A 20054-nucleotide genomic window follows, 5' to 3' on the forward strand; every position below is an offset into this window, starting at 1 on the left:
AATATGTTTCCAAAAGGAATCCTTACCCCCTCCAAAGGAAGAGGCACGGGATCAAATTGGCATTTGACATAGTGCACGCTGTTGAGTTCTCAAGAATCGGACGCTTCTCGTTTCCGGCCTATTCGACCATCTCCCGAGAGCAACCTCTCTAACCTACATCAGGTTTGGAACCTTGTCAACTTGGGCTGTGCGAGATTCGCAATTGCCACTGGACATTCCAGTTCCTGATGTTCAGTTTCGTTGTGCTCCTTCAAGCCGATTTCCCGGCCGCTCGGAAGCAACCTGTGTAACTTACCCTCGCGCCGATCCTGGGGTCAAACCAGGCCACACCCCGGGCGTGTCGCGCACCACACGAGTCACGGGCTCGGCCGTTGAGTGCCGAGCAGGAACGCCGAGCCAGCAGACGATGCCCGCATGACGGAGAGCGAGTCAGCCCCGAGAAGACGCATCCGCCCTCACGAGACCGTGGCGCGCAAATGCGTCGAAGATGCCGTTCTCCAGCACCGTTGACGTGACTTCATCCGCGAGCTCCTGCAGCTCAGGAGCAGCGTTGCCCATCGCGACACCGACGCCGCACACCTCGAACATCTCGACGTCGTTCCAGCTGTCGCCGATGCCGATGGCATCAGCACGGTCGAGTCCGAGGTGCTCGAGCACCTTCTCGATTGCGGCGCCCTTCGTCGTTCCGCGCAACCCGATCTCGCCATCCGAACCACCAGGCAGGGGCATGCTCCCACGCACGATGTGGAACCGCTCGCCGAACTCCTGCCGCGCGCGCTCCACAGCACCGGCTTCCTCGGTGAAGAAGACGGCCTTCGCGATCTCGTCGAGCGGGGCGTCCTCGATCGGCTCTGCAGAGAAGCCGGCCTGCGGCGACGTCTGCGGCTCCGGCTTGTCGGCAGGGGCAGCCGCGAGGTGCTCCTGGATTGCACCTCGAGTACGGGCCGAGGCGTACACCCGCCGGTTGGTCTGCAGGAGGTAGTGGAGCTCGTGCTCCTCGAAGTGGGCGAGCAGCGCGTCGAGCTCTTCCCTCGGCATGGTCTCTCCGTGTACGAGCACGTCACCCACCATGGCGAACGCACCCCCGTTCGTCACGGCACCGTCGAAGCCGATCTCGAGAACCGACTCAGGGATGTGGCCCGCTGCTCGCCCCGTGCACAGGTAGACGAGATGGCCGGCGGCACGAGCCTCCCGAATCGCTCGAACGGTGGAAGGCGCGATCCGGCGACCGTGGTCGAGGATCGTGCCGTCGACATCGAGGAAGGCGATCTTGGGAGTGGACGAGCGTTCTGGCATGTGACCTCACGATGATTCAGCGGAGAGGGGACTCGGCCACACAAGCCTATGCCGCCCGGAACGCAGAGGACCCGGCCGGAATGCCGAGGAGCGTACCGGAACGCGACGCACCATGTCGGAATGCGGAAGTGCGGTCTGAATGCAGGAAGGCGACGAGTGCAGAAAGGCACCGGGAATGCAGAAGACCCGGGAATGCAGAAGACCCGGTGGCCAGAAGGGCAACCGGGTCTTGATCTGTAGCTGGAGAGAGATTCGAACTCTCGACCTCACGATTATGAGTCGTGCGCTCTCACCAACTGAGCTACCCAGCCATGGGTGTCGAGGATGCTTTCGCACCCACGATCAGAGCCCCGAGTCGGGTTTGAACCGACGACCCCTTCCTTACCATGGAAGTGCTCTACCACTGAGCTATCGGGGCAAGATGCCAATCGAGCTTGTGGCTCGGAATGGCACCAGATGAGGATAGCACCTCACGGAACCCCGTGAGTACACCACCCTCGTGGTGTGCCGCGTGTTACGCGCCGGCGCTTTCGCCGGGCATCGTGACGACCGTGGAAACGTTGTTGAACTGCGTGAGGAAGGCAATCGGGTCGATCTTGTTGCCATCCGCCGTGTGCACCTCGAGGTGCAGGTGGGGGCCAGTGGATGCGCCCGTGTTCCCGACCTTGCCGAGCTCGTCGCCGACCTTGACGACGTCGCCGACCTTGACCCCGATGGAGCCGGTCAGCATGTGACCGTAGACGCTCTCGTAGCTCTGTCCGTTGATGACGTGCTGCACGATGACGTGCACGCCGAGGCCGCCGTTGTCGGTCGGGGTGACGCTCGTGACCGTGCCGCCGGCGATCGCGCCGATCGGCGTGCCCTGCGCAGGTGCGAAGTCGATGCCCATGTGGTTCGTGCTGCCGATGCCGCCGGGCGAGACGCGAGGACCGAAGTCGTCGGTGATGGCGACGCCGACCGGGAAGGGCCACTGGACCGTCGCGGACAGGTCGTTCTTGTAGGTGCCGCGGTCGACGAGGCTCATGAGGTTGGCCGCCGTGGCCGACCCCATGGTCGTGACGGCGTAGGCGTCTTCGCGCTCGACCGTGGTGGCTTCGCCGCCGGCGACCGTGAGGGTCTGGCCGGGGACCGAGGAGACGGCGTCGGCGAGCGCTGCAGAGCTGTCGCCTGCGACCTGGTCTTCCTGCGTGGAGGTGGCGTTCGCGGGCATCGTCGAGACGACGGCGATGGTTGCGGCGAAGCCGAGCGCCGTGACGCCAGCTGCACCGCGGAGGAGCGCGCCGCGCTTCTTGTGCGACTTCTCCGAGTTCTTGACACGGACGAGTCCGCGACGGCCTGTCTTGCTGTCGACCTCGGGGCGGAGCGCCTCTTCGTTGCGAGCGAAGCTCAGCGGAACCTCGAGCACCGCGACCGAAGCCCGCTCGATGCGTGCCGTCGACTCGGTGTCGTCCGAACGGATCTGGGCAACCTCGGCGATGCTCGGCGTGGAGATGGACGCCGGGGCCGGAGCGGGTGCGGAGACGACCGGAGCAGTCTCGGCCTGGCCGGCCGAGACGATCTTCGGCGCGAGCGCTGCCGTGATGACTGGGGCCGACGCGACGGGAGCCGTCGTGCGCTCCGCCTCACGCCGAGCGCGGCGCGAGCTGAAGGCCTCTGGAGTTGCCGCCGGTGCGATGGTCGCGAGCGATGCGAGACGCTCTGCTTCGCGGAGTTCTCGACGGGTCATGGGCGCCGGCAGAGCCTGCTCCTGGCCCGATGTGAGAAGGGAAGTCAACGATTCATATCCTTACCGCGGTTTATAACGAACTGGTAAATAGTAACGCGCAGGTCACGGAAACTTCAAGGTCTCCAGGGAATCCTACGCGGTCATGGCCGACCTAGGCGACTGCCCCCTGGGCCGCCTCGCCCGGAATCACGCGGGAGAGGGGCAGGACGGGACTCACCGGATCTCGTCCGAATTCACCCCGTACCCGGGCGAGCCGAGTTCAGTCTGGGCCGTTACCAACCACGCCGAGCCGTCAGGAGCCACGTGGGAGAGGGAGAGCTACTCGTCCGCCAGGACCGAGACGTAGCGCATGAGCTCCTGCTCCAGCCCCGGCCTCGCGGCGATGATCAGCCGACGCCCTTCGCGCCCGAGCCCCTCACCCACGACGACCGCTCCAGCCTCACGGGCGACCAGAGCAGCTCCGGCGTGATCCCAGGGGTTCAGCCCCGACTCGTAGTACGCATCCAGCCGGTTGATCGCGATGTTGCACAGATCGAGGGAGGCGGCCCCCACGCGGCGCAGGTCGCGCACGCGCCCAGCCAGCGTCATCCACTGCTCCGCCTGCTGCACCCGGCGCTTGGCGGAGTAGCTGAACCCCGTGCCGACAAGCGCGAGCTCGAGAGGAGGGGCAGCATCCACGTGCAGCCGCTCGCCGTTGCACCACGCACCCTGACCTCGCACTGCTGTGAAGGCTTCGCGCCCCTCAGGATTCACGACGGCCGCGGCGAGGGTCGTGAAGCTCGAGGGCTCCGACCCCGGGTCGCCGACGACCACGGCGACGCTCACCGCGTAGTTGGGGTACCCGTATAAGTAATTGACGGTGCCATCGATGGGGTCGACCACCCAGGTGAGCCCCGTCGTGCTCGCAGACGCGTCCGACTCCTCGCCGAAGAACCCGTCGCCGGGGCGCAGCCCCTCGAGACGACGACGGATGTGCGCCTCGGACTCCCTGTCGGAGGCGGTGACGATGTCGACCGACGACGACTTCGTGTCGGCGACGGCCACTCCCTCCCGACGGCGAGCAGCGACGAGCTCGGCGGCCTCCGTCGCCACCGTCACCGCGATGTCGAGGAGCCCTCGGAGCTCTTCGGGAGTGAACTGGTCGGCGTCGTGAACGGTCTGAGCATCGTCGAGTTCTGGCACGCCCTGGAGCGTAGCAATGCCTGCCTCCCGTCCCATTTCTGTGTTTATCTTTGCTTCTCTTGTTTTACGTCCGTTTGCCGCGTACGCTCTCCACCAGAACCAACACCCGGATCGCACAGGAGCATCCATGTACGCAACGGAGCGGCACGCGCTCATCCTCGAACGCATCACGCAGCACGGGAAAGTCGCCGTGCGAGAACTCGCGAGCGACCTCGACGTCACCCCCGAGACCATCCGCCGAGACCTCGACCAGCTCGAGCTCGAGAGCCTCGTCAGGCGAGTCCACGGCGGCGCCGTCGGCAACTCCCTCGGCAGCCTCGCCGAGACCGCAGTCGCCGAACGCCAGCCCCTCAACCACGACGCCAAGGTCCGCATCGGCGAAGCCGCAGAGCGGCTCATCCCCCGCGGATTCAACGGATCCATCCTCATCGATGCCGGAACGACGACCGCCGAGATCGCCGCCGCCCTCGTCCGACGCCCCGCCGACGAACTCGCCAAGCTGCAGGTCATCAGCAACTCGCTCCCCATCCTCGCGCTCCTCGCAGCACGCAGCGAACTCACCACGATCGCCATCGGCGGCCGCGTGCGAGGCCTCACCAGCGCTGCTGTCGGCCCCAGTGCCCTCACGCAACTCGCCGCGCTCCGCCCGGACCTCGCCTTCATCGGCACCAACGGCATCAGCGCCGAATTCGGGCTCAGCACCCCGGACCCCGACGAAGCAGCCGTGAAATCCGCCATGTGCCGGGGCGCCAGACGCGTCGTCGTCGCCGTCGACGCCTCCAAGTTCGACCAAGACGCCCTCACCCACATCGCAGCGCTCTCCAGCGTCGATGCACTGGTCACGGACCAGCCCCCGCGAACGGCACTCGCCGCCGCGCTCACCGAGAACGACGTGGAAGCAGTGCTCGCATGATCGTCACCGTCACCGCCAACCCGGCAATCGACAGAACCCTCGCCCTCCCCCACGAGCTCGCTCGTGGGGACGTCCAGCGCCTCACCGGAAGCGAATCGCAGGCAGGCGGCAAGGGCATCAACGTGTCCCGCGCGCTCCGCGCCTCCAAGCTCGACAACCTCGCCGTCTTCCCGGCCTCCGCCGACGACGACTTCACGAACCTCGTCGAAGCCGAAGGCCTGCGGATGCTGCCCGTGCCCATCGAAGGCAGAGTGCGCACCAACTTCGCCATCACCGAGAGCGACGGAACCACCACCAAGCTCAACGAGCCAGGGCCCCACCTCAGCGCAGACGAAGCAGACGCCCTCGTCGCAGCTGTCATCGCAGCATCCCGCGACGCCGAATGGCTTGTCCTCGCAGGCTCGCTGCCACGTGGCCTCGACTCCTCCTTCTACGCAGCCCTCATCGAGGCCGTCCGCGCAGAGCTCGGCGAGGCCGCACCACGCGTCGCCGTCGACAGCTCCGACGCACCGCTCAAGGCGCTCCTCGCATCCGGCACCCGCGTGCAGCTCATCAAGCCGAATGCCTTCGAGCTCGCCGAGCTGAGCGGCATCGCCGACGGAGACGCCCTCGAAGCTGACCCGCAGCTCGCCGCCGACGCGGCAGGCTGGGCCCTCGAGAACGGAGCCGACGCCGTCCTCGCCACCCTCGGCGGGGCAGGCGCCATCTACCGCGACGCCACGACCAGCCTCTTCGCCGCCCCGCCACCCACTCGCGTGCGCAGCACCGTCGGAGCGGGCGACTCGTCGCTCGCCGGCTACCTGCTCGCGAGCGTCACCGGGGCACCCCCCGAACGCGCCCTCGCCCAAGCCGTCGCCCACGGAAGCGCCGCCGCTTCCCTGCCGGGCAGCGGAGTCCCCTCCCCAGAACAGACACGACCGGACCTCGTCCGCATCACCCACCTCGCAAGCAGCACCAAGGAGAACGCATCATGACCACCTACATCACGCCAGGGCTCGTCGCCCTCGACGTCGACCTGGGTGCGGACAAGACCGATGTCATCCGCAACCTGGCCGAACGCGTCGTCTCGCAAGGCCGCGCGACCGACGCAGCAGCGCTCGCCGCCGACGCCCTCGCCCGCGAAGAGCAGGGCGCCACGGGCGTCCCCGGCGGTATCGCCATCCCCCACTGCCGCTCCGGCGCCGTCACCGAGGCCACCCTCGCCATGTCGCGCCTCACGCCAGGCGTCGACTTCGGCGCTCACGACGGCCCGAGCGACCTTGTCTTCTTCATCGCTGCCCCGGACGGCGCCCACGACGAGCACCTCCAGATGCTCTCGAAGCTCGCCCGCTCCCTCATGGTCCCCGAGTTCAACGACTCGCTCCGCGCCGCGACCACCCCGGAAGAGATCGTCGCGATCGTCGAGAAGGCCCTCGAGCCGGAGGAAGAGAAGCCAGCAGCGGCAGCCGCAGAGGCAGCCCCCGCCGCGGGCGGCGCATCCACCGGCCCCGTCATCGTCGCCGTCACCTCCTGCGCCACCGGCATCGCCCACACCTTCATGTCCGCGGATGCGCTCACGGCGAAGGCCAAGGAGATGGGCATCGAGTTCTACGTCGAGCCGCAGGGTTCCTCGAAGGTCACGCCGCTCGACCCCGCCATCATCAAGCGCGCCGACGCCGTCATCTTCGCCAACGACGTCGACGTGCGCGACCGCGGCCGATTCGCCGGCAAGCCCGTCGTGCAGTCGCCCGTGAAGCGCGGCATCGACCACCCGGACGAGCTGCTCAACGAGGCCGTCGCCGCCGCCAAGGACCCGAACGCGAAGCGCGTCCCCGCAGCGGACTCCAGCGAAGCCTCCCAGAACACCGCAAACGAGAGCGTCGGCGCCCGCATCAAGCGCTGGCTGCTGACCGGCGTCAGCTACATGATCCCGTTCGTCGCAGGTGGCGGCCTCCTCATCGCCCTCGGATTCCTCCTCGGCGGCTACGACATCGTCAGCGATGGCCGCAACACGGACATCATCCTGCAGAACTCCCTCTTCAACCTGCCCCCGGACGAGGCAACCCGCTCGGGCCTCCTCGTCTACCTCGGCGCCGTCGCATCCGCCATCGGGCAGGCCTCGATGGGCTTCCTCGTGCCAGCCCTCGCCGGCTACATCGCCTACGCCATCGCGGACCGACCAGGTATCGCACCCGGATTCGTCGCCGGTGCCGTCGCAGGCATCATGGGCGCCGGCTTCATCGGCGGCATCGTCGGTGGCCTCATCGCAGGTGGCGCGGCCTACTGGATCGGCTCGTGGAACGTACCGCGGTGGATGCGCGGCCTCATGCCGGTCGTCATCATCCCGCTGATCGCCTCCATCATCGCCTCCGGACTCATGGTCATCCTCCTCGGCGGACCCATCGCAGCCCTCACCAACGGCCTCAACAGCTGGCTCACGGGCCTCACCGGCGCAAGCGCGGTCCTCCTCGGCATCATCCTCGGCACCATGATGTGCTTCGACCTCGGAGGCCCCGTCAACAAGGTCGCCTACGCGTTCGCCGTCGCCGGCCTCGGTGCGGGTTCGTTCGACAACCAGGCACCGTGGATGATCATGGCAACCGTCATGGCAGCCGGCATGGTCCCGCCGCTCGCCATGGCACTCGCGACGTCCATCGCGCCCCGCCTCTTCTCCCCCGTGGAGAAGGAGAACGGTCGCGCGGCCTGGCTGCTCGGTGCCGCCTTCATCTCCGAAGGCGCCATCCCGTTCGCCGCAGCCGACCCGCTGCGTGTGATCCCCGCGAGCATGCTCGGCGGCGCGGCAACCGGCGCCATCACCATGGCCATGGGCGTCACCTCGCAGGCACCCCACGGCGGAATCTTCGTGTTCTTCGCCATCGGCAACCTGCTCTGGTTCGTCCTCGCCATCATCATCGGCATGGTCATCTCGGCCCTCACCGTCGTTGCCCTCAAGAAGTGGGTGCGCAAGGCGCCCGTCGACGCCGACGTACCGGTCGCCGCATCGCTCCAGGGCGAGATGGCGCACTAGTCCACGACCGCCGGGCGCGGAGGCCAACGCCTCCGCGCCCGGCCCGCACGACTTCTCGGGATGGGTTTCGCGCTTCGGGATGGGTAGCTTCCCATCCCGAAGCGCGAAACCCATCCCGAGAGTCGTTGGTCACGAGGCCGGGCCCGCATCCACTGTCACGTGGATGCGGGCCCGGCCTGTCTCTGCTCGGAGCTCGGCGGTCAGCTCTCCCTGGTGTGCGGTTGCGCGTCACGCCCGTCGACCTGCGCGTCGATGGCAGCCTCGTCGGCTTCGCTTCCGATCGGCGTCCGGTCGATGTCGGGGACGCCGTCCTCGTTCATGTCGTCGTTGCGAGCGCGCTTCGCGTCGTGGCGGAGGGTGATCGCGGCCAGCACCGCCGCGAGGAGGCTGCCGCCGAGCACCGCGAGCTTCGCAGCCGCCGTGTGCTCCGAGTCGGGGAACGACAGCTCGGCGATGAGCAGGGAGACCGTGAAGCCGATTCCGGTGAGGAAGCCCACTGGGAGCAGGTCTCTGACGCCGATCGCGTCGGGGAGGCGGAGCGGTGTGAGCTTCACGACGAGTGCGGTCATGCCGAGCACGCCGATGAGCTTTCCGAGCACGAGCGCCGCTGCGATCGCCACGAACACGGGCTGGGAGAGCACCGCCCCGAGCCCATCTCCATCCACGATGTTCACTCCGGCGGCGAAGAACGCGAAGACGGGCAGTGCGAATCCCGAGGAGAACGGGCCGATCTTGTCGCCGAACCGGTGCGTGCGCGAATCGGCTTCACCGTGGATCTTCTTGGACGGCACGCAGAAGCCCAGGAGCACTCCCGCGATGGTCGCGTGCACGCCTGCTTCGTGCATGAGCACCCAGGCGACAAGGGCGATCGGCAGCAGCAGCCACCAGGAAGGCCGCTTGGAGCGGACGACCAGCAGGAAGACGGCGACGGCGACGAGCGATCCGAGCAGCGCGAGCAGGTTGATGCCCGCCGTGTAGAAGATGGCGATGATGACGATCGCGAGCAGGTCGTCGACGACCGCGAGTGTCAAGAGGAAGGTGCGCACTCCCCGTGGAAGTCCTCGCCCGAAGATGGCGAGGACTCCGAGTGCGAAGGCGATGTCCGTCGCCGTCGGGATCGCCCAACCGTGGAGCGCAGAGGTGTCGCCGAGGACGGACACCGCGATCACGTAGAAGATGGCCGGCATCGCCATTCCCGCGACAGCGCCGAGAACGGGGACAGCTGCTTCCTTCGGCTTGCGGAGACTGCCCGAGACGAACTCGTGCTTGAGCTCCACGCCCACGGTGAAGAAGAAGACCGCGAGCAGGCCGTCGGCCGCCCACGTGGCGAGCGACAGGTCGAGGTGAATGGCGGCGGGCCCGATCGTGATCGCGCTGAGCGCCTCGTAGCCACCGCGCCACGGCGAGTTGGCCCAGATGAGGGCGATTGCGGCGGCGAAGAGGAGAAGCGCTCCCCCAGTGGTCTCGCGCATGATCCACGCGTTCAGTCGCGCGAAGCCTGTCGGTCGTGTGGCGGGTGCAGTCATGGTTCTCCTGACGTCTGAGACCGGCCGGCGAATCCCGACTCGGCCGCCGACCAGACTTCCCGGCACACCGAGAGTAGATCCTACCGCCAAGCGCCGCCTGCCGAAGCGCCGCCTGCCGAAGCGCCGCTCCGGAACACCTCGCCGGAATCGCTGCCAGCCGAAGTGCCGCTCCGAAGGCGGCGTGGAGGGCACTTCGGCGGGCAGTGATCGCCCTGGCGGGGCAGTCGCCGCGGCTAGAGGCCGCGCGTGAGGACCTCGTCGAGCGTCGCCACGAACCTGTCCGCGCTCTCCTTCGTGAAGCAGAGCGGGGGCTTCACCTTGAGCACGTTCCCGCGGTCGCCCGTTGGCTGCACGATGACGCCGAGCGCGAGCATCCGGTCGCAGAGCGCCTGCGTCTCGGACGTGGCGGGCTCGAGGGTCTCGCGGTCGCGCACGAGCTCGATGCCCTGGTAGAGCCCTCGCCCATGCAGCGCGCCGATGAGCGGCTGCCGTTCGGCGAGCGCCACCAGCTGCTCCCGGAGGTAGCCGCCGACCTCGTGCGCGTTCTCCTGCAGGCGGTCGTCGCGCATGATGTCGAGCACGGTCACGCCGAGCCTCGCGCTCAGCGTCGAACCGCCGGCCGACGAGAAGAAGGTGCCCTGGTCGGCGAGGGCCTGCGCGATCTCGGAGCGCGTGATGACGGCACCGAGCGGATGCCCGTTGCCCATGGCCTTCGCGACGGTCACGACGTCGGGAATGATCGGATCGCCGCCCGGCCCCGCGTGCTGCTCGAAGCCCCAGAACACGTCGCCCTGGCGTCCATAGCCGACCTGGACCTCGTCGGCGATGACGGCGCCCCCGCCGGCGCGCACGGCGTCGTAGACCGCGGCGAGGTAGCCGGCGGGCACCTCGATGGCGCCAGCGTTGCCGTTGCGGGGCTCGGCGATGAACGTGCCGATGGGGGTGCCGGCCGCGGCGAGGCGCTCGATCTCCGCGATCGCGTCGGCCGCATAGCGCTCGCCGGCGTCCGCTCCGCGGTGGGTGCCGCGGTACGCGTTCGGGGCGTCGAAGGCGTGCACCCAGGGGGCGCGGAGCTCGGCCGCGAGGGGGTTGTCGGAGGTGGAGGTCGAGACCGCATCCGAGGCGTAGGACCAGCCGTGGTACGACTCCTCGACGCAGGCCACGTCGTCGCGGCCCGTGTAGGCCTTCGTCAGCCGCAGCGCGAGGTCGACGGCCTCGGTGCCGCTGTTGACGAGCAGCACGGTGTCGAAGCTGTCCGGGAGCGTCTCGAGGAGGCGCTCGCTGAACTCGGCGACCGACGCGTAGTTGAACCGCGAGTTGGTGTTGAGCATGCGCCACTGCTGGGCCACCCTGTCGGCGAGCACGGGGTGCCCGTGACCGAGCGCCGTCACGTTGTTGACCATGTCGAGGTAGTGGCGGCCGTCGGTATCGATGAGCATCTCGCGCCAGCCGCGCTCGATCTGCGGCGGATGCGCGTAGTAGTGGCCCTGCAGCGGCGCGTAGGCGTCGAGTCGCGCGCGGAGCGTCTCGTCGGCCCCGGCCCCGCCGACGCTGCTCGGAGCGAGCCCGATGAGTTCGCTCGGGTCGCCGAGGACGGCGAGCCAGGCCGGGAACTCCTCGGCCGTCACGAAGCGTGGCAGGGGCGCGGCAGCGGCATCCAGAGCGGAGATCTCGCCCGCCTGGAGCGTGACCTGCGCCCAGCCCGCGATCTCGGCGAGCGGCTCGCCGGACTCGAGTCGAGTGGGCGCGGAGGCGCTCTCGCCGTCCAGCGTTCGCGCTTCCGTGAGCCCGCGGGCTCCCGCGATGACGAGAGTGCGCGCGCCGTCGGAGATGGTGACGTGGCCCTCCGCCGCGGAGACGAGCCCGCTGAAGGGCGCCGTGAGCGCGAGGTCGCTCGCGCTGTACAGCTCCACCCCGGCCGCGACGTTGACGGGCGCATCGTGGGAGACGCCGAGCGAGCGCGTGAGGCGGGCTTCCCCGAAGCGGGTCGCTGCGACTCCGCCGCTGCGGGCGGCGAGCAGGAGCAGCTGCGCTTCCGCCTCGGCCCCTTCTTCACCGAGCCAGGAGCCGTCGCGCAGCGCCGTGCTCGTGTGGTCGAGGGTGATGACGCGCGCGCGGCGGGCGAGGTCCGCGTCGAGGAGCGCGGCGCCGCCGTCAGGCGAGGAGATGGGGCCGGCTGCGGCCTCGCGGCCGAGGGCGCGGCGGATGGCGGCCGTCGCGACCCGCGCATCCAGGGCCGCAGGGACGGCGAAGATCGTCCATTCCCGTTCGAGGGCCGCCTCGGCGTAGTCGTTGCCCTCGTCGATGGAGACCTGCTGCAGCCCGCTGACGACGAGCGTCGCTCCGCGGAGCACGATGAGCGGCCAGAGCGCGTCGATCTCGGCGTCGGTGAGGGGCACGACCGCGTCGAACGCGCGGATGAGCGGCAGCACAGCGAGTGGTCGCGCGGGGTCGTGGTGGAACACGGCCGTGCAGGCCACGGCCAGCTCGGCGACGCGCCATCCGGTGCCGACATCGCCGAAGTCGATGATGCCGGAGAGCTCGGGGCGGCCGAGCGCGCCGGAGGTCGCGACGAGGTTGTCGTCGGTGAGGTCTCCGTGGATGGCCTGCACTGGCAGGTGGCCCTTCAGCGGAGCCAGCGCCGCGGCGGTCGCCTCGAGCGCGGCGAGGACAAGCGCCTGCCGCTCAGGGTCGGTCACGTGGCCGATGAGCTCGTCGACCAGCCGCTCGCCGACGCGAAGGTCCCACTGGAGCTCGCGCTCGAGGCCGGGATGCTCGAAACCGTCGAGCGCCTGGACGACCTGGCCGACGAGCGTGCCCATGGCTCGGATGGTCGCCGCCGAGAAGTGCTCGAAATCGATGAGCGGCGTGCCGTCGACGAAGGTCAGCAGGCGGATGCTGTGGGGCGCGCCGTCGACGTCGGCCGTCTCGATGTCGAGGCCGGCGAGGCTGGCGACGGGGGCTGGCGACGGGTGGCCCGCGGCGTGCATGCGCCGCATGGCCTCGTTCTGCGCCTCGATCTCGTCGCGGCGCACCGCGCGGTTGCTGACTTTGAAGAGCACCCGACGGCCGGCGGGCTGGGCGGGCGAGGCTGGCTCGGTGAAGAGGAAGTTGCGGTCCTGCTGACTGCCGAGCTCGCGCACCTCACCGGAGACCCCGTAGAGCTCAGCTGCGAGGCGCCGAACCTCGTCGATGGCGATGTTCGGGCGCGGCAGGCCCTCAGAGAACGATGAAGGACCTACGTGGGATTCGAGCATGGCTACTCCTCTTCGAGTCGGCGACCGGCGAGCGGTCAGATCAGTGCAGTGCGAGTGGATGGATGCGGGCGCCGCCGCGCGTGACGGAGGTCTTCACCGCGCCAGGCCGCGCACGAGTGCGGCGAGCCCGAGCTCGAAGGCCGGGCCGGCGACGGGGTCGTCGAGCCCCTCCTTGGTCACGCGCGCGACGGCGGAGGCGAAGGCGGGCACCTCGGTCTCCTGACCGCTCGGGTCGAAGAGCACGCTCGGGCCAGACATGTCGAGCACCGAGCCGAGGATGAACGACTCGTAGGCCGTGAGCATCCGCACGATCTCCTCCTCGGGCCAGCCCGCGGCGAGCGCGCCCTTCGTGAAGCTCTCGTGCACGCGGAGTATCGCGGGAGAGCGCACCTGCGACGACATGAGAAGGGGAATGCTGCGCGGATGCGCGGCGAACGCGTCGCGGTAGGAGTGCGCCCAGACGAGGACGGCGTCCTCCCACGGCAGCCGGTCGAACGCCTCGCCGTCGATGCGGCCGCAGATGCGCGTGCGCACCTCCTCGATGAGCTCGAGGCGCGAGCCGATGTGGTTGTAGAGCGACGAGGGGGCGACGCCGAAGTGCGACGCGATGCGGCGCATGCTCACTGCCTCGGAGCCCTCCCGGTCGATGAGGCGCACGGCAGCGTCGACGATGCCGTCTCTCGTCAGGATGCTCGTTGTGGGTCGCCCCATGTCTCCGCCTTTCGCTGCGTCGAGGCTCAGCGGCCTGTTCCGGGACTCGCTGCTGCCGCTCACGCCGAGAGCTCGCAGAACGGATTCGTTCCGCAGCCCGGATCCTGCGTTTTCCTACTCTAGCGCCATAAAACGAACGGTGTACGTTTATCTCCTGCCGGTTCCACCGAGCGGATCACCCTCGCCGGCGGCGCGCGGAGCCCAGCATCCGTGAATCATGCAGCGCGGTCGTGACTCGCCGGGCCAACGCTCGTGTCGTCCGGGTTGTCCGAACCATCGCCCCGATAGAACAGGACGCTGGTCAGGACAGAGGCGACGAACATTCCTGCACTTATGGACGCGACCGCTGCCCAGTCAAGGCCGAGGAACGATTCCCCGAGGACCCCAGCGGCGAACAACGCTTGGATGATCGTCTTCAGCGCGCGTTCTCCGGCGTAGTCCAGGAAAGTGATGGACCAATATTTCAACATGATGCTCCCTTTAGATCTTTGAGATGTTGCGGCCCCGGCAGAGGTGGCCTCGGCTCACTTCGGCAGCTGAGACGGCCACACCGGAGGGGGCGGCTCCTTGCCGTCCCAAATGTGGGCGCGCAGCTCATGAGCGTGCGTGCGGTACCCGTCCACGTAGGTATCGAGCCTGTTGAGGCGCTCGACATCGGATGCACGGATGGCGGCCTGCTGCTCGCGGTAGCTGGCGAGCTCTTCCTGAAGTTGGTCGACGAGGTCCTGGGCGTCCGCCCTGCGCGCTGACCGCCCGGCCGTCGCATGCCCGAAGATGGCACCGACCGCAGTGAAGCCCGCCGCTATGGCGATCGCAGCCTCCGGCCCAACCCAGCCGATCATCGGATCCCTCGGATCTGCGCCGCGAGCTCGAGCAGTTCGCGCTCGCCGCTCAGCGCACTGTCGTCGGCATTGCCTGCGTTGATCTCCTGCCACATCGCGAAGAACTCAGCGAATCCCAACCTCACGATCGGACGGCCGGTCAGCTTGACGATGCCGGATACGGCCTCGGGGCTCCCCGTCCACCTCACGAAGTTCGCGGTGACGATGTACTGGCGCCCGAGTTCGGGCACTTCTGCTATCCACATTTCCTTGTCCTGTTCTGCGTTGCCTCCGCCCCCTTCGCTCTCATTTGATCCCCCCGCGGCATGCATCTTCGCGAGCTCCACAACTCGATCGAGGTCGATACCTCCGGGGCAGACAGTCGCGTAGGAGCCGCCGTGCCTCTGGAAGACTTCTCGATGGCCGAGCACAGCGACACGATCGATGGGGAAGCCGAAGCGCTGCGCGCAGTCCGCGACCAGCGATGCCAACGACGTGTAGCTCGCCTCAGAGATCGGCCAGCCACTCGCGTCCCCCGTGCGTTCGTTGCACACCTCCACGGTGATTGCCCTGGCATCCCACTCAGGGCTCGCCAGCGACCACGCGCGGAATTCTTCGGGCACGACGCCGACGATCTGCTGATCTTTGATCACGTAGTTCGAGCTCACTTCGCGCGATCTGGTGCCCATCATGCTGAGCACAGCGGAAAGTGACTCGGTTGCAGCGTGGTGCACGACGAACCGGTCGACCTGCACGCGTCTGGGGCCGAGCTGATCGGCGTGCGGTGAGCTATTCGTGGTGAGTTCTGAGAAGGTCATTGAACGCTCTCGATCGTTGGGCTCTGCCCAGTGACGCGGGCGAAGGCCCGTGGGGGCCGGGGCGATTGCGGCGCCCCGGCCCCCACGAGTTCCGTCGAACTACTCAGCGGTGCCGAGCTCGCGGTAGACGGAGAACATCCACGCGAGGTTGTCCTTGTGGACGGTCTCGATCGCGTCCTGCCCTGGGATGATCCCGAGGATGTTGAGCGAGTTGAGAGCTGCCGGGCTCGGAACGTGCCAGTAGCCTCCCGCGATCGGGTTGACCGCGTAGATAGCACCGGTCTGCTCGTTCTTCAGGAGCCGGAACCCCGTGATCTTCTTGATCGCGGCCACATCGGCCTTGAGCTTGTTCTGTTCTGCATCGGTCAGTGCCATGAGGAATCCTCCGTTGTTGTTCTGCTGGATGCCGATCGCCAGGTTGACGAGTCGGTCGAGGTTGATGCCACCGGGGCACGCGGTGGCGTACGAGGCGCCGTGGCGCGTGTACACCTCCTTGTGCCCGATGACGGTGTTGCGGTTGATGGGGAACCCGTACCTGGTCGCGCAGTCGGCGATCAGTCGTGCGAGTGATTGATACGAGGCCTCCGAGATCGGCCAGCCGGATGCGTCCCCGGTTGCCGAGTTGCAGGTCTCGACGGTGATCGAGCGCCCATCCCACTCATCGCTGCCCAGCGACCAGGCCCGGTGCTCCTCGGGAACGACACCGACGATCTGGGCGTCTTTCACGACGTAGTTCGCGCTGACCTGTCGCGAGCCGGACGACATCATCGCGAGCACGTTGGCGAGCGATGAGTCGGCCGCATGGTGCACGACGAAGTGGTCGACGGCCCGCGAGCGGGCGTTGAACTGGTTGCCGTTGCCGGAAGTCGAGGTCGTGAGCTTCGAGAAGGTCATACGCGACGCTCCTCTCTCTTCCGCGAGCGGTGCGCCCGCTGGTAGCTGCGGGTCACTCGGGGGTGCCGAGTTCGCGGTAGACGGAGAACATCCAGGCGAGGTTGTCCTTGTGGACCGTCTCGATCGCCTCCGCTCCGGGGATGATCCCGAGCATGTTCAGCGAGCTGAGGGCGGCGGGACTCGGGATGTGCCAGTAGCCTCCCGCGATCGGATTGACCGCGTAGGTCTCCCCGGTCTGCTCGTTGCGCAGGAGTCGGAACCCGGTGATCTTCTTGATCGCGACCACGTCGGACTTGAGCTTGTTCTGTTCGGCATCGGTAAGTGCCATGAGGAATCCCCCTTCTTCGGGAATGTTGACGAGAGGCGGGCCGACGATTGCGGCATGCCATGATTCGGATGCGATGGTCTGGCCGAGTCCGGCGAGGCGCATGTACTCGGAGCGGACGGCCATGTTGTTGGTGTCCCAGTCGACGGCTTCGCCGCGACCGTGTGGTGAAGTGCCGGGGTACGCCGCTTCCGGCGTCTCCCCGCGGTTCATGCGACCCCACTGGAACCACTGGTTGGAGCCGCCCGTCGAGGTCTTGGACTCGACGAGGACGTATTGGTCAGCTGGGACACCGACGGGGCGGTAGCCCTCGGTGATCTTGAGGGTGAACCCCCTCGAGCGGACCTGTGCTGCGACCCAGCGGACTCGGCGTGCGAGATCTCTGGTGAACAGGTGCCCCTCGACACTGACGAGGGTGGAAATATCCATTGATGCCTCCTTTGGGCATGGGAATAGACGGGTAGGCCGATCAGCCCGTTCGGTCGATCGACGGGACGGGCACGAGTGCCCGGAATCAGTTCGCAGAATGCGAACGGATGCACGCGAGAGGTGACGCTTCACCCTGCTCTGCGTGGACGTGATCCATGAGGATCAGTGCGACGGCGGTGACTCGCACACCGCTGGGGCTCTCCGCGTCGCTGGTGCTCGAGCTACCCGGTGGAGCTTCGGCCGGCGCCGCTGTGGTGCGGAGTCAGCATCGGACTGACCGGGTCGTCATCGGTCATGAACTGACTGGGCGAGATGCCGAGTGCTTCCGCGAGGAGCAGGAGCTCCCGAAGACCGAAGTGGGCGCCGAACGCGAGTTTCCTGTTGATGGTCGAGTACGGGATCCCAACCTGCTCGGCCACGAATCTCCTGGATCGACCGGTCTGGTCGATCGTCTTCTTGACTCTCACTGCACACCCCCTCGGTCCGTCGTTGCTCATATGAACAATCTACATACCCAAACGAACATGCACAAGCCACGGGTGTTATCGGATCGAGCATTGCTGTTGCTGATTCGGGGACATAGACTGCCCTTATGAACATGCAGCAGCGAGCGGAGACGTTCACGACCTATGTGGGACTCGCACTCAAGGGCGCCATCGTCGAGCGAGGAATGAGCGCAACGCACGTTGCGACCACCATGAAGCGCTCCCCTGCGGCCTTCAGCCGGTGGCTCAACGGCCACGTGGCCATTCCCCTCGCGGTGCTCTACGAAGCCAGCGAGATCGTCGGCGTCGACCCAGCGCAACTCGTCGAGAACGCCCACCGACGACTCACCGCAGCCATGGGCGCCCCTACAGCCACAGTCACCCCCCTGGCCGAGGCGTCTGCGCGGCGCACGAAACGCGCGGGCAGCGAACCCGTCTCAGCACAGCCATTCGCGGCGCACAGCACCGACATCGGCGGAGACCTCGACGACGACCTGGTCTGAATGTCGGTGGCCCGTCGCACGATGGACACATGACCAACTGGGAGCCATTCGAGTGCGCACGTGATCTGGGAATCAGCGTTCAGTTCTGCCGTGAGCTCGGTGGGGACCTCGGGCGCTGGTACCCGAAGCAGACCACGATCCTGATCCTCGACTCACTGCCGTTCTTCATCGAGCGCTCTGTTCTCGCGCACGAGATCGCTCACGCCGTGCTCGGCCACGACTCCTCGACCCCGAAGGCAGAACGGCAGGCGGACCGGTGGGCGGCTCGGAGGCTCATCAGCATCGAGGACTTCCGGGCCGTCGCCGCTCAGTCGCCTGATCCGGGGCAGTGGTGCGTCGATCTGCAGGTCACACCGCGACTCCTCGTCACCGCAGCAGATCTCTACGCTTCGCGACGCCACGCTCGCCACGACGCCGCCACCGGCGAGGCCGAGCTCGCTGGCTAGGCCGCGAGCCGGCCCTGCCTCCAGAGGAGCATCCGCTCCCAACGAAAATGGGCTTCTCGGTTCGGGATGAGGAAGAACCCATCCGGAACCGAGAAGCCCATTCCGAGCCTCCCGTGGAGTTTCGCGCTACGCCAGTTCTTCCGCGAGCTTCCTGGCTCCGCGGACCGCGATGGCGACGCTCATGAGGGTGGGGTTCATGGTCGTCGCGGTGGGGATGAGGGCGTTGCCGCCGACGTAGAGGTTGTCGATGCCCCAGACGCGCGAGTACGGGTCGGCGACGGTGGTGCCGTCGTCGTTCGCGCCGGCGCGCATCGTGCCCTGGTAGTGGAGGCTCGAGCCGTTGGGGAGGAGGCGCGGCTCGGCGATGAACGTGCCGAGCGCCTCCCCGGCCCGTCTCAGGTGCGCCTCGCCGTCGGCGATCTCCGCCTTCTCGACGTCGGTGAGCGCGTACTCGACGGTCATGTTGGGGAAGCCGCGGTAGTCGAGCTCGTCGTCGTGGAACGTGATGCCGTCTTCGACGCGCGGGTGCTTGCGCATGCCGTACCCCATGTTGACGTAGCCCCAGCGGTTGCCGGCGTGGGGGTGCGCGGGGTCGAGCGGGAATGGCGGGTTCTCGGCGTACATGACCTGCAGGGAGAAGGGGTGGTCTGGCTCGGAGAAGGGGATGCGGTTGACGGCACCCACCGGGTCGGCCGGGTTGAGGGCTCGGCGGGCGAGCTCCTCCTCGAGGTCGGCGTCGGTGGCGAAGCGGCTCATGCCGGCGGGGTCGAGGGCGACCGTCGAGATGACGACGGGGTGCTCGGTGAGGTAGCGGCCGAGAGCTGCCGGGCGAATGCCGGATGCCCAGAGGAGCTGCGGGGATCGGAACGCGTCGGCCGCGACGACCACGGCGTCCGCGGGGAAGAAGCTCGTCGCTCCGGTGCGGAGGTCTTCGACGGTGACGCCCGTGACGCGGGCGTCGGCTCCGTCGCCGTCGCGCTCGACGCGGCGCACGAGGTGGAGGTCGCGCAGCTCGAAGCGCTCGGCGAGAGGGTTGCCCGCTTCGACGAGCGGCCCGAAGACGACGTCGGCGCCGGCCCAGCGGACAGTGCCGTCGGGCTGCGCGTCTCCCGCCACGGGGAGCGTGCCCGGGCCGAAGCCCTCCGGCAGCTCGGCGGCGAACTCCTCGGAGAGGATCGAGCGGATGGCGCCGCCGACGCCGGAGTCGGCGAACGCGGCGGACTGCACGTGCAGCAGCAGCTCTGCGTTCGCGAGCAGGTCATCCCACTCGCCGCTCTCGATGAAGTCGACGCGTTCGCTGAACTCGGGGGCCGGGGTCGCGCAGGTCCAGTGCGCGCCCATGCCGCCGACGTTGGTCGACGCGGCCGCCGCGGGGAACGTGTCCGTGTGGGCCGACCCCTCGCCGCCGAAGTCGAGGAGGTGCGTGCCCTGGCGGGCCGTGAACATCCCCTCCACAACGGCCGATCTCGGAATGCCCAGTGAGTCGCGGAAGTCGCCGGCCTGCGGCCCCTGCGACCGCTCGCGGGCGCGCTCCTTCTCGTCGGGGTCGGCGATGTTGCGCACGCTCTCGCCCGGGATGTCGGTGAGCTGTGGGCCCGCCTCGAACATGGTGACGCGCACGTCCGGGTTCTGCTCGAGGAGGGTCCGCGCGTAGGCGGCCCCGATGGGTCCGCTGCCGACGATCGCGACGACTGGATTGGTGGTCATGTGCTTCC

18 protein-coding genes and 2 tRNA genes are annotated in these 20054 nt (G+C 68.0%); 5 read left to right on the top strand and 15 right to left on the bottom strand.

The window, feature by feature from the left end:
• Nucleotides 1–429: 429 nt before the first annotated feature.
• From C5E05_RS08115 to C5E05_RS08140, 5 genes are all read right to left on the bottom strand, one after another.
• Nucleotides 430–1296 carry a Cof-type HAD-IIB family hydrolase gene (locus tag C5E05_RS08115; protein ID WP_104341622.1) on the bottom strand — a complete coding sequence of 289 codons (867 nt, stop codon included), beginning with the start codon at nucleotides 1294–1296 and terminating at the stop codon, nucleotides 430–432.
• 237 nt (nucleotides 1297–1533) lie between these two features.
• Nucleotides 1534–1607, bottom strand: a tRNA-Met gene (locus tag C5E05_RS08120).
• Nucleotides 1608–1642: 35 nt separating this feature from the next.
• Nucleotides 1643–1714, bottom strand: a tRNA-Thr gene (locus tag C5E05_RS08125).
• Nucleotides 1715–1810: 96 nt separating this feature from the next.
• A complete protein-coding gene (locus tag C5E05_RS08130; protein ID WP_146080600.1) occupies nucleotides 1811–3070 on the bottom strand; it encodes a M23 family metallopeptidase in 1260 nt (419 codons plus the stop codon).
• A 270-nt stretch (nucleotides 3071–3340) separates the two neighbouring features.
• The gene (locus C5E05_RS08140) at nucleotides 3341–4204 is read right to left on the bottom strand and encodes an inositol monophosphatase family protein (protein ID WP_258062978.1); all 864 of its coding nucleotides are present in this window, start codon (nucleotides 4202–4204) and stop codon (nucleotides 3341–3343) included.
• 127 nt (nucleotides 4205–4331) lie between these two features.
• Between C5E05_RS08140 and C5E05_RS08145 the strand changes: the two genes are divergently transcribed.
• From C5E05_RS08145 to C5E05_RS08155, 3 genes are read left to right on the top strand one after another with little or no spacing between them, the layout of a single operon-like run.
• Nucleotides 4332–5117 (top strand): DeoR/GlpR family DNA-binding transcription regulator, encoded by a 786-nt coding sequence (locus tag C5E05_RS08145; protein WP_104239761.1) that lies wholly within the window; start codon nucleotides 4332–4334, stop codon nucleotides 5115–5117.
• On the top strand, nucleotides 5114–6091 hold the full coding sequence (locus C5E05_RS08150; RefSeq protein ID WP_104307440.1) for a 1-phosphofructokinase family hexose kinase: 978 nt from the start codon (nucleotides 5114–5116) through the stop codon (nucleotides 6089–6091). Before C5E05_RS08145 ends, C5E05_RS08150 begins: the two co-directional genes overlap by 4 nt.
• On the top strand, nucleotides 6088–8124 hold the full coding sequence (locus tag C5E05_RS08155) for a fructose-specific PTS transporter subunit EIIC (RefSeq protein ID WP_104341624.1): 2037 nt from the start codon (nucleotides 6088–6090) through the stop codon (nucleotides 8122–8124). Before C5E05_RS08150 ends, C5E05_RS08155 begins: the two co-directional genes overlap by 4 nt.
• 200 nt (nucleotides 8125–8324) lie before the next feature.
• Here C5E05_RS08155 and nhaA read toward each other — a convergent pair whose 3' ends face one another.
• From nhaA to C5E05_RS08200, 9 genes are all read right to left on the bottom strand, one after another.
• Entirely contained in the window at nucleotides 8325–9650 is a 1326-nt protein-coding gene (gene nhaA / locus C5E05_RS08160; RefSeq protein WP_104307439.1) for a Na+/H+ antiporter NhaA, read from the bottom strand.
• Between the two features lie 233 nt (nucleotides 9651–9883).
• A complete protein-coding gene (locus tag C5E05_RS08165; protein ID WP_104341625.1) occupies nucleotides 9884–12907 on the bottom strand; it encodes an aminotransferase in 3024 nt (1007 codons plus the stop codon).
• 93 nt (nucleotides 12908–13000) lie between these two features.
• Entirely contained in the window at nucleotides 13001–13618 is a 618-nt protein-coding gene (locus C5E05_RS08170) for a TetR/AcrR family transcriptional regulator (RefSeq protein ID WP_104299900.1), read from the bottom strand.
• A 215-nt stretch (nucleotides 13619–13833) separates the two neighbouring features.
• The gene (locus C5E05_RS08175) at nucleotides 13834–14088 is read right to left on the bottom strand and encodes a holin (RefSeq protein ID WP_104341627.1); all 255 of its coding nucleotides are present in this window, start codon (nucleotides 14086–14088) and stop codon (nucleotides 13834–13836) included.
• Nucleotides 14089–14142: 54 nt separating this feature from the next.
• Nucleotides 14143–14460 carry a hypothetical protein gene (locus C5E05_RS08180; RefSeq protein WP_104341628.1) on the bottom strand — a complete coding sequence of 106 codons (318 nt, stop codon included), beginning with the start codon at nucleotides 14458–14460 and terminating at the stop codon, nucleotides 14143–14145.
• Nucleotides 14457–15194: an N-acetylmuramoyl-L-alanine amidase gene (locus C5E05_RS08185; RefSeq protein WP_181059456.1), complete on the bottom strand. Its 738-nt coding sequence runs from the start codon at nucleotides 15192–15194 to the stop codon at nucleotides 14457–14459. Before C5E05_RS08185 ends, C5E05_RS08180 begins: the two co-directional genes overlap by 4 nt.
• A 162-nt stretch (nucleotides 15195–15356) precedes the next feature.
• Nucleotides 15357–16151, bottom strand: coding sequence for an N-acetylmuramoyl-L-alanine amidase (locus C5E05_RS08190; RefSeq protein WP_104239770.1), 795 nt, complete (start codon nucleotides 16149–16151; stop codon nucleotides 15357–15359).
• A 52-nt stretch (nucleotides 16152–16203) separates the two neighbouring features.
• Entirely contained in the window at nucleotides 16204–16905 is a 702-nt protein-coding gene (locus C5E05_RS08195) for a hypothetical protein (RefSeq protein WP_104341630.1), read from the bottom strand.
• 221 nt (nucleotides 16906–17126) lie between these two features.
• Entirely contained in the window at nucleotides 17127–17372 is a 246-nt protein-coding gene (locus C5E05_RS08200) for a helix-turn-helix domain-containing protein (protein ID WP_104307434.1), read from the bottom strand.
• A gap of 125 nt (nucleotides 17373–17497) precedes the next feature.
• Here C5E05_RS08200 and C5E05_RS08205 point away from each other — a divergent pair, with 125 nt between their 5' ends.
• Both C5E05_RS08205 and C5E05_RS08210 read left to right on the top strand, forming a co-directional pair.
• Complete coding sequence (locus C5E05_RS08205; protein ID WP_104239773.1) at nucleotides 17498–17893, top strand: helix-turn-helix domain-containing protein; 396 nt, start codon at nucleotides 17498–17500, stop codon at nucleotides 17891–17893.
• Nucleotides 17894–17922: 29 nt separating this feature from the next.
• The gene (locus C5E05_RS08210) at nucleotides 17923–18339 is read left to right on the top strand and encodes an ImmA/IrrE family metallo-endopeptidase (protein ID WP_104307432.1); all 417 of its coding nucleotides are present in this window, start codon (nucleotides 17923–17925) and stop codon (nucleotides 18337–18339) included.
• Between the two features lie 126 nt (nucleotides 18340–18465).
• On the opposite strand, the gene C5E05_RS08215 is transcribed toward C5E05_RS08210, so the two are convergent.
• Nucleotides 18466–20046: a GMC oxidoreductase gene (locus C5E05_RS08215; protein ID WP_104341631.1), complete on the bottom strand. Its 1581-nt coding sequence runs from the start codon at nucleotides 20044–20046 to the stop codon at nucleotides 18466–18468.
• Nucleotides 20047–20054 lie beyond the last annotated feature (8 nt).

It is taken from the genome of Pseudoclavibacter sp. AY1H1, assembly GCF_002931055.1.
GTDB lineage: Bacteria > Actinomycetota > Actinomycetes > Actinomycetales > Microbacteriaceae > Pseudoclavibacter.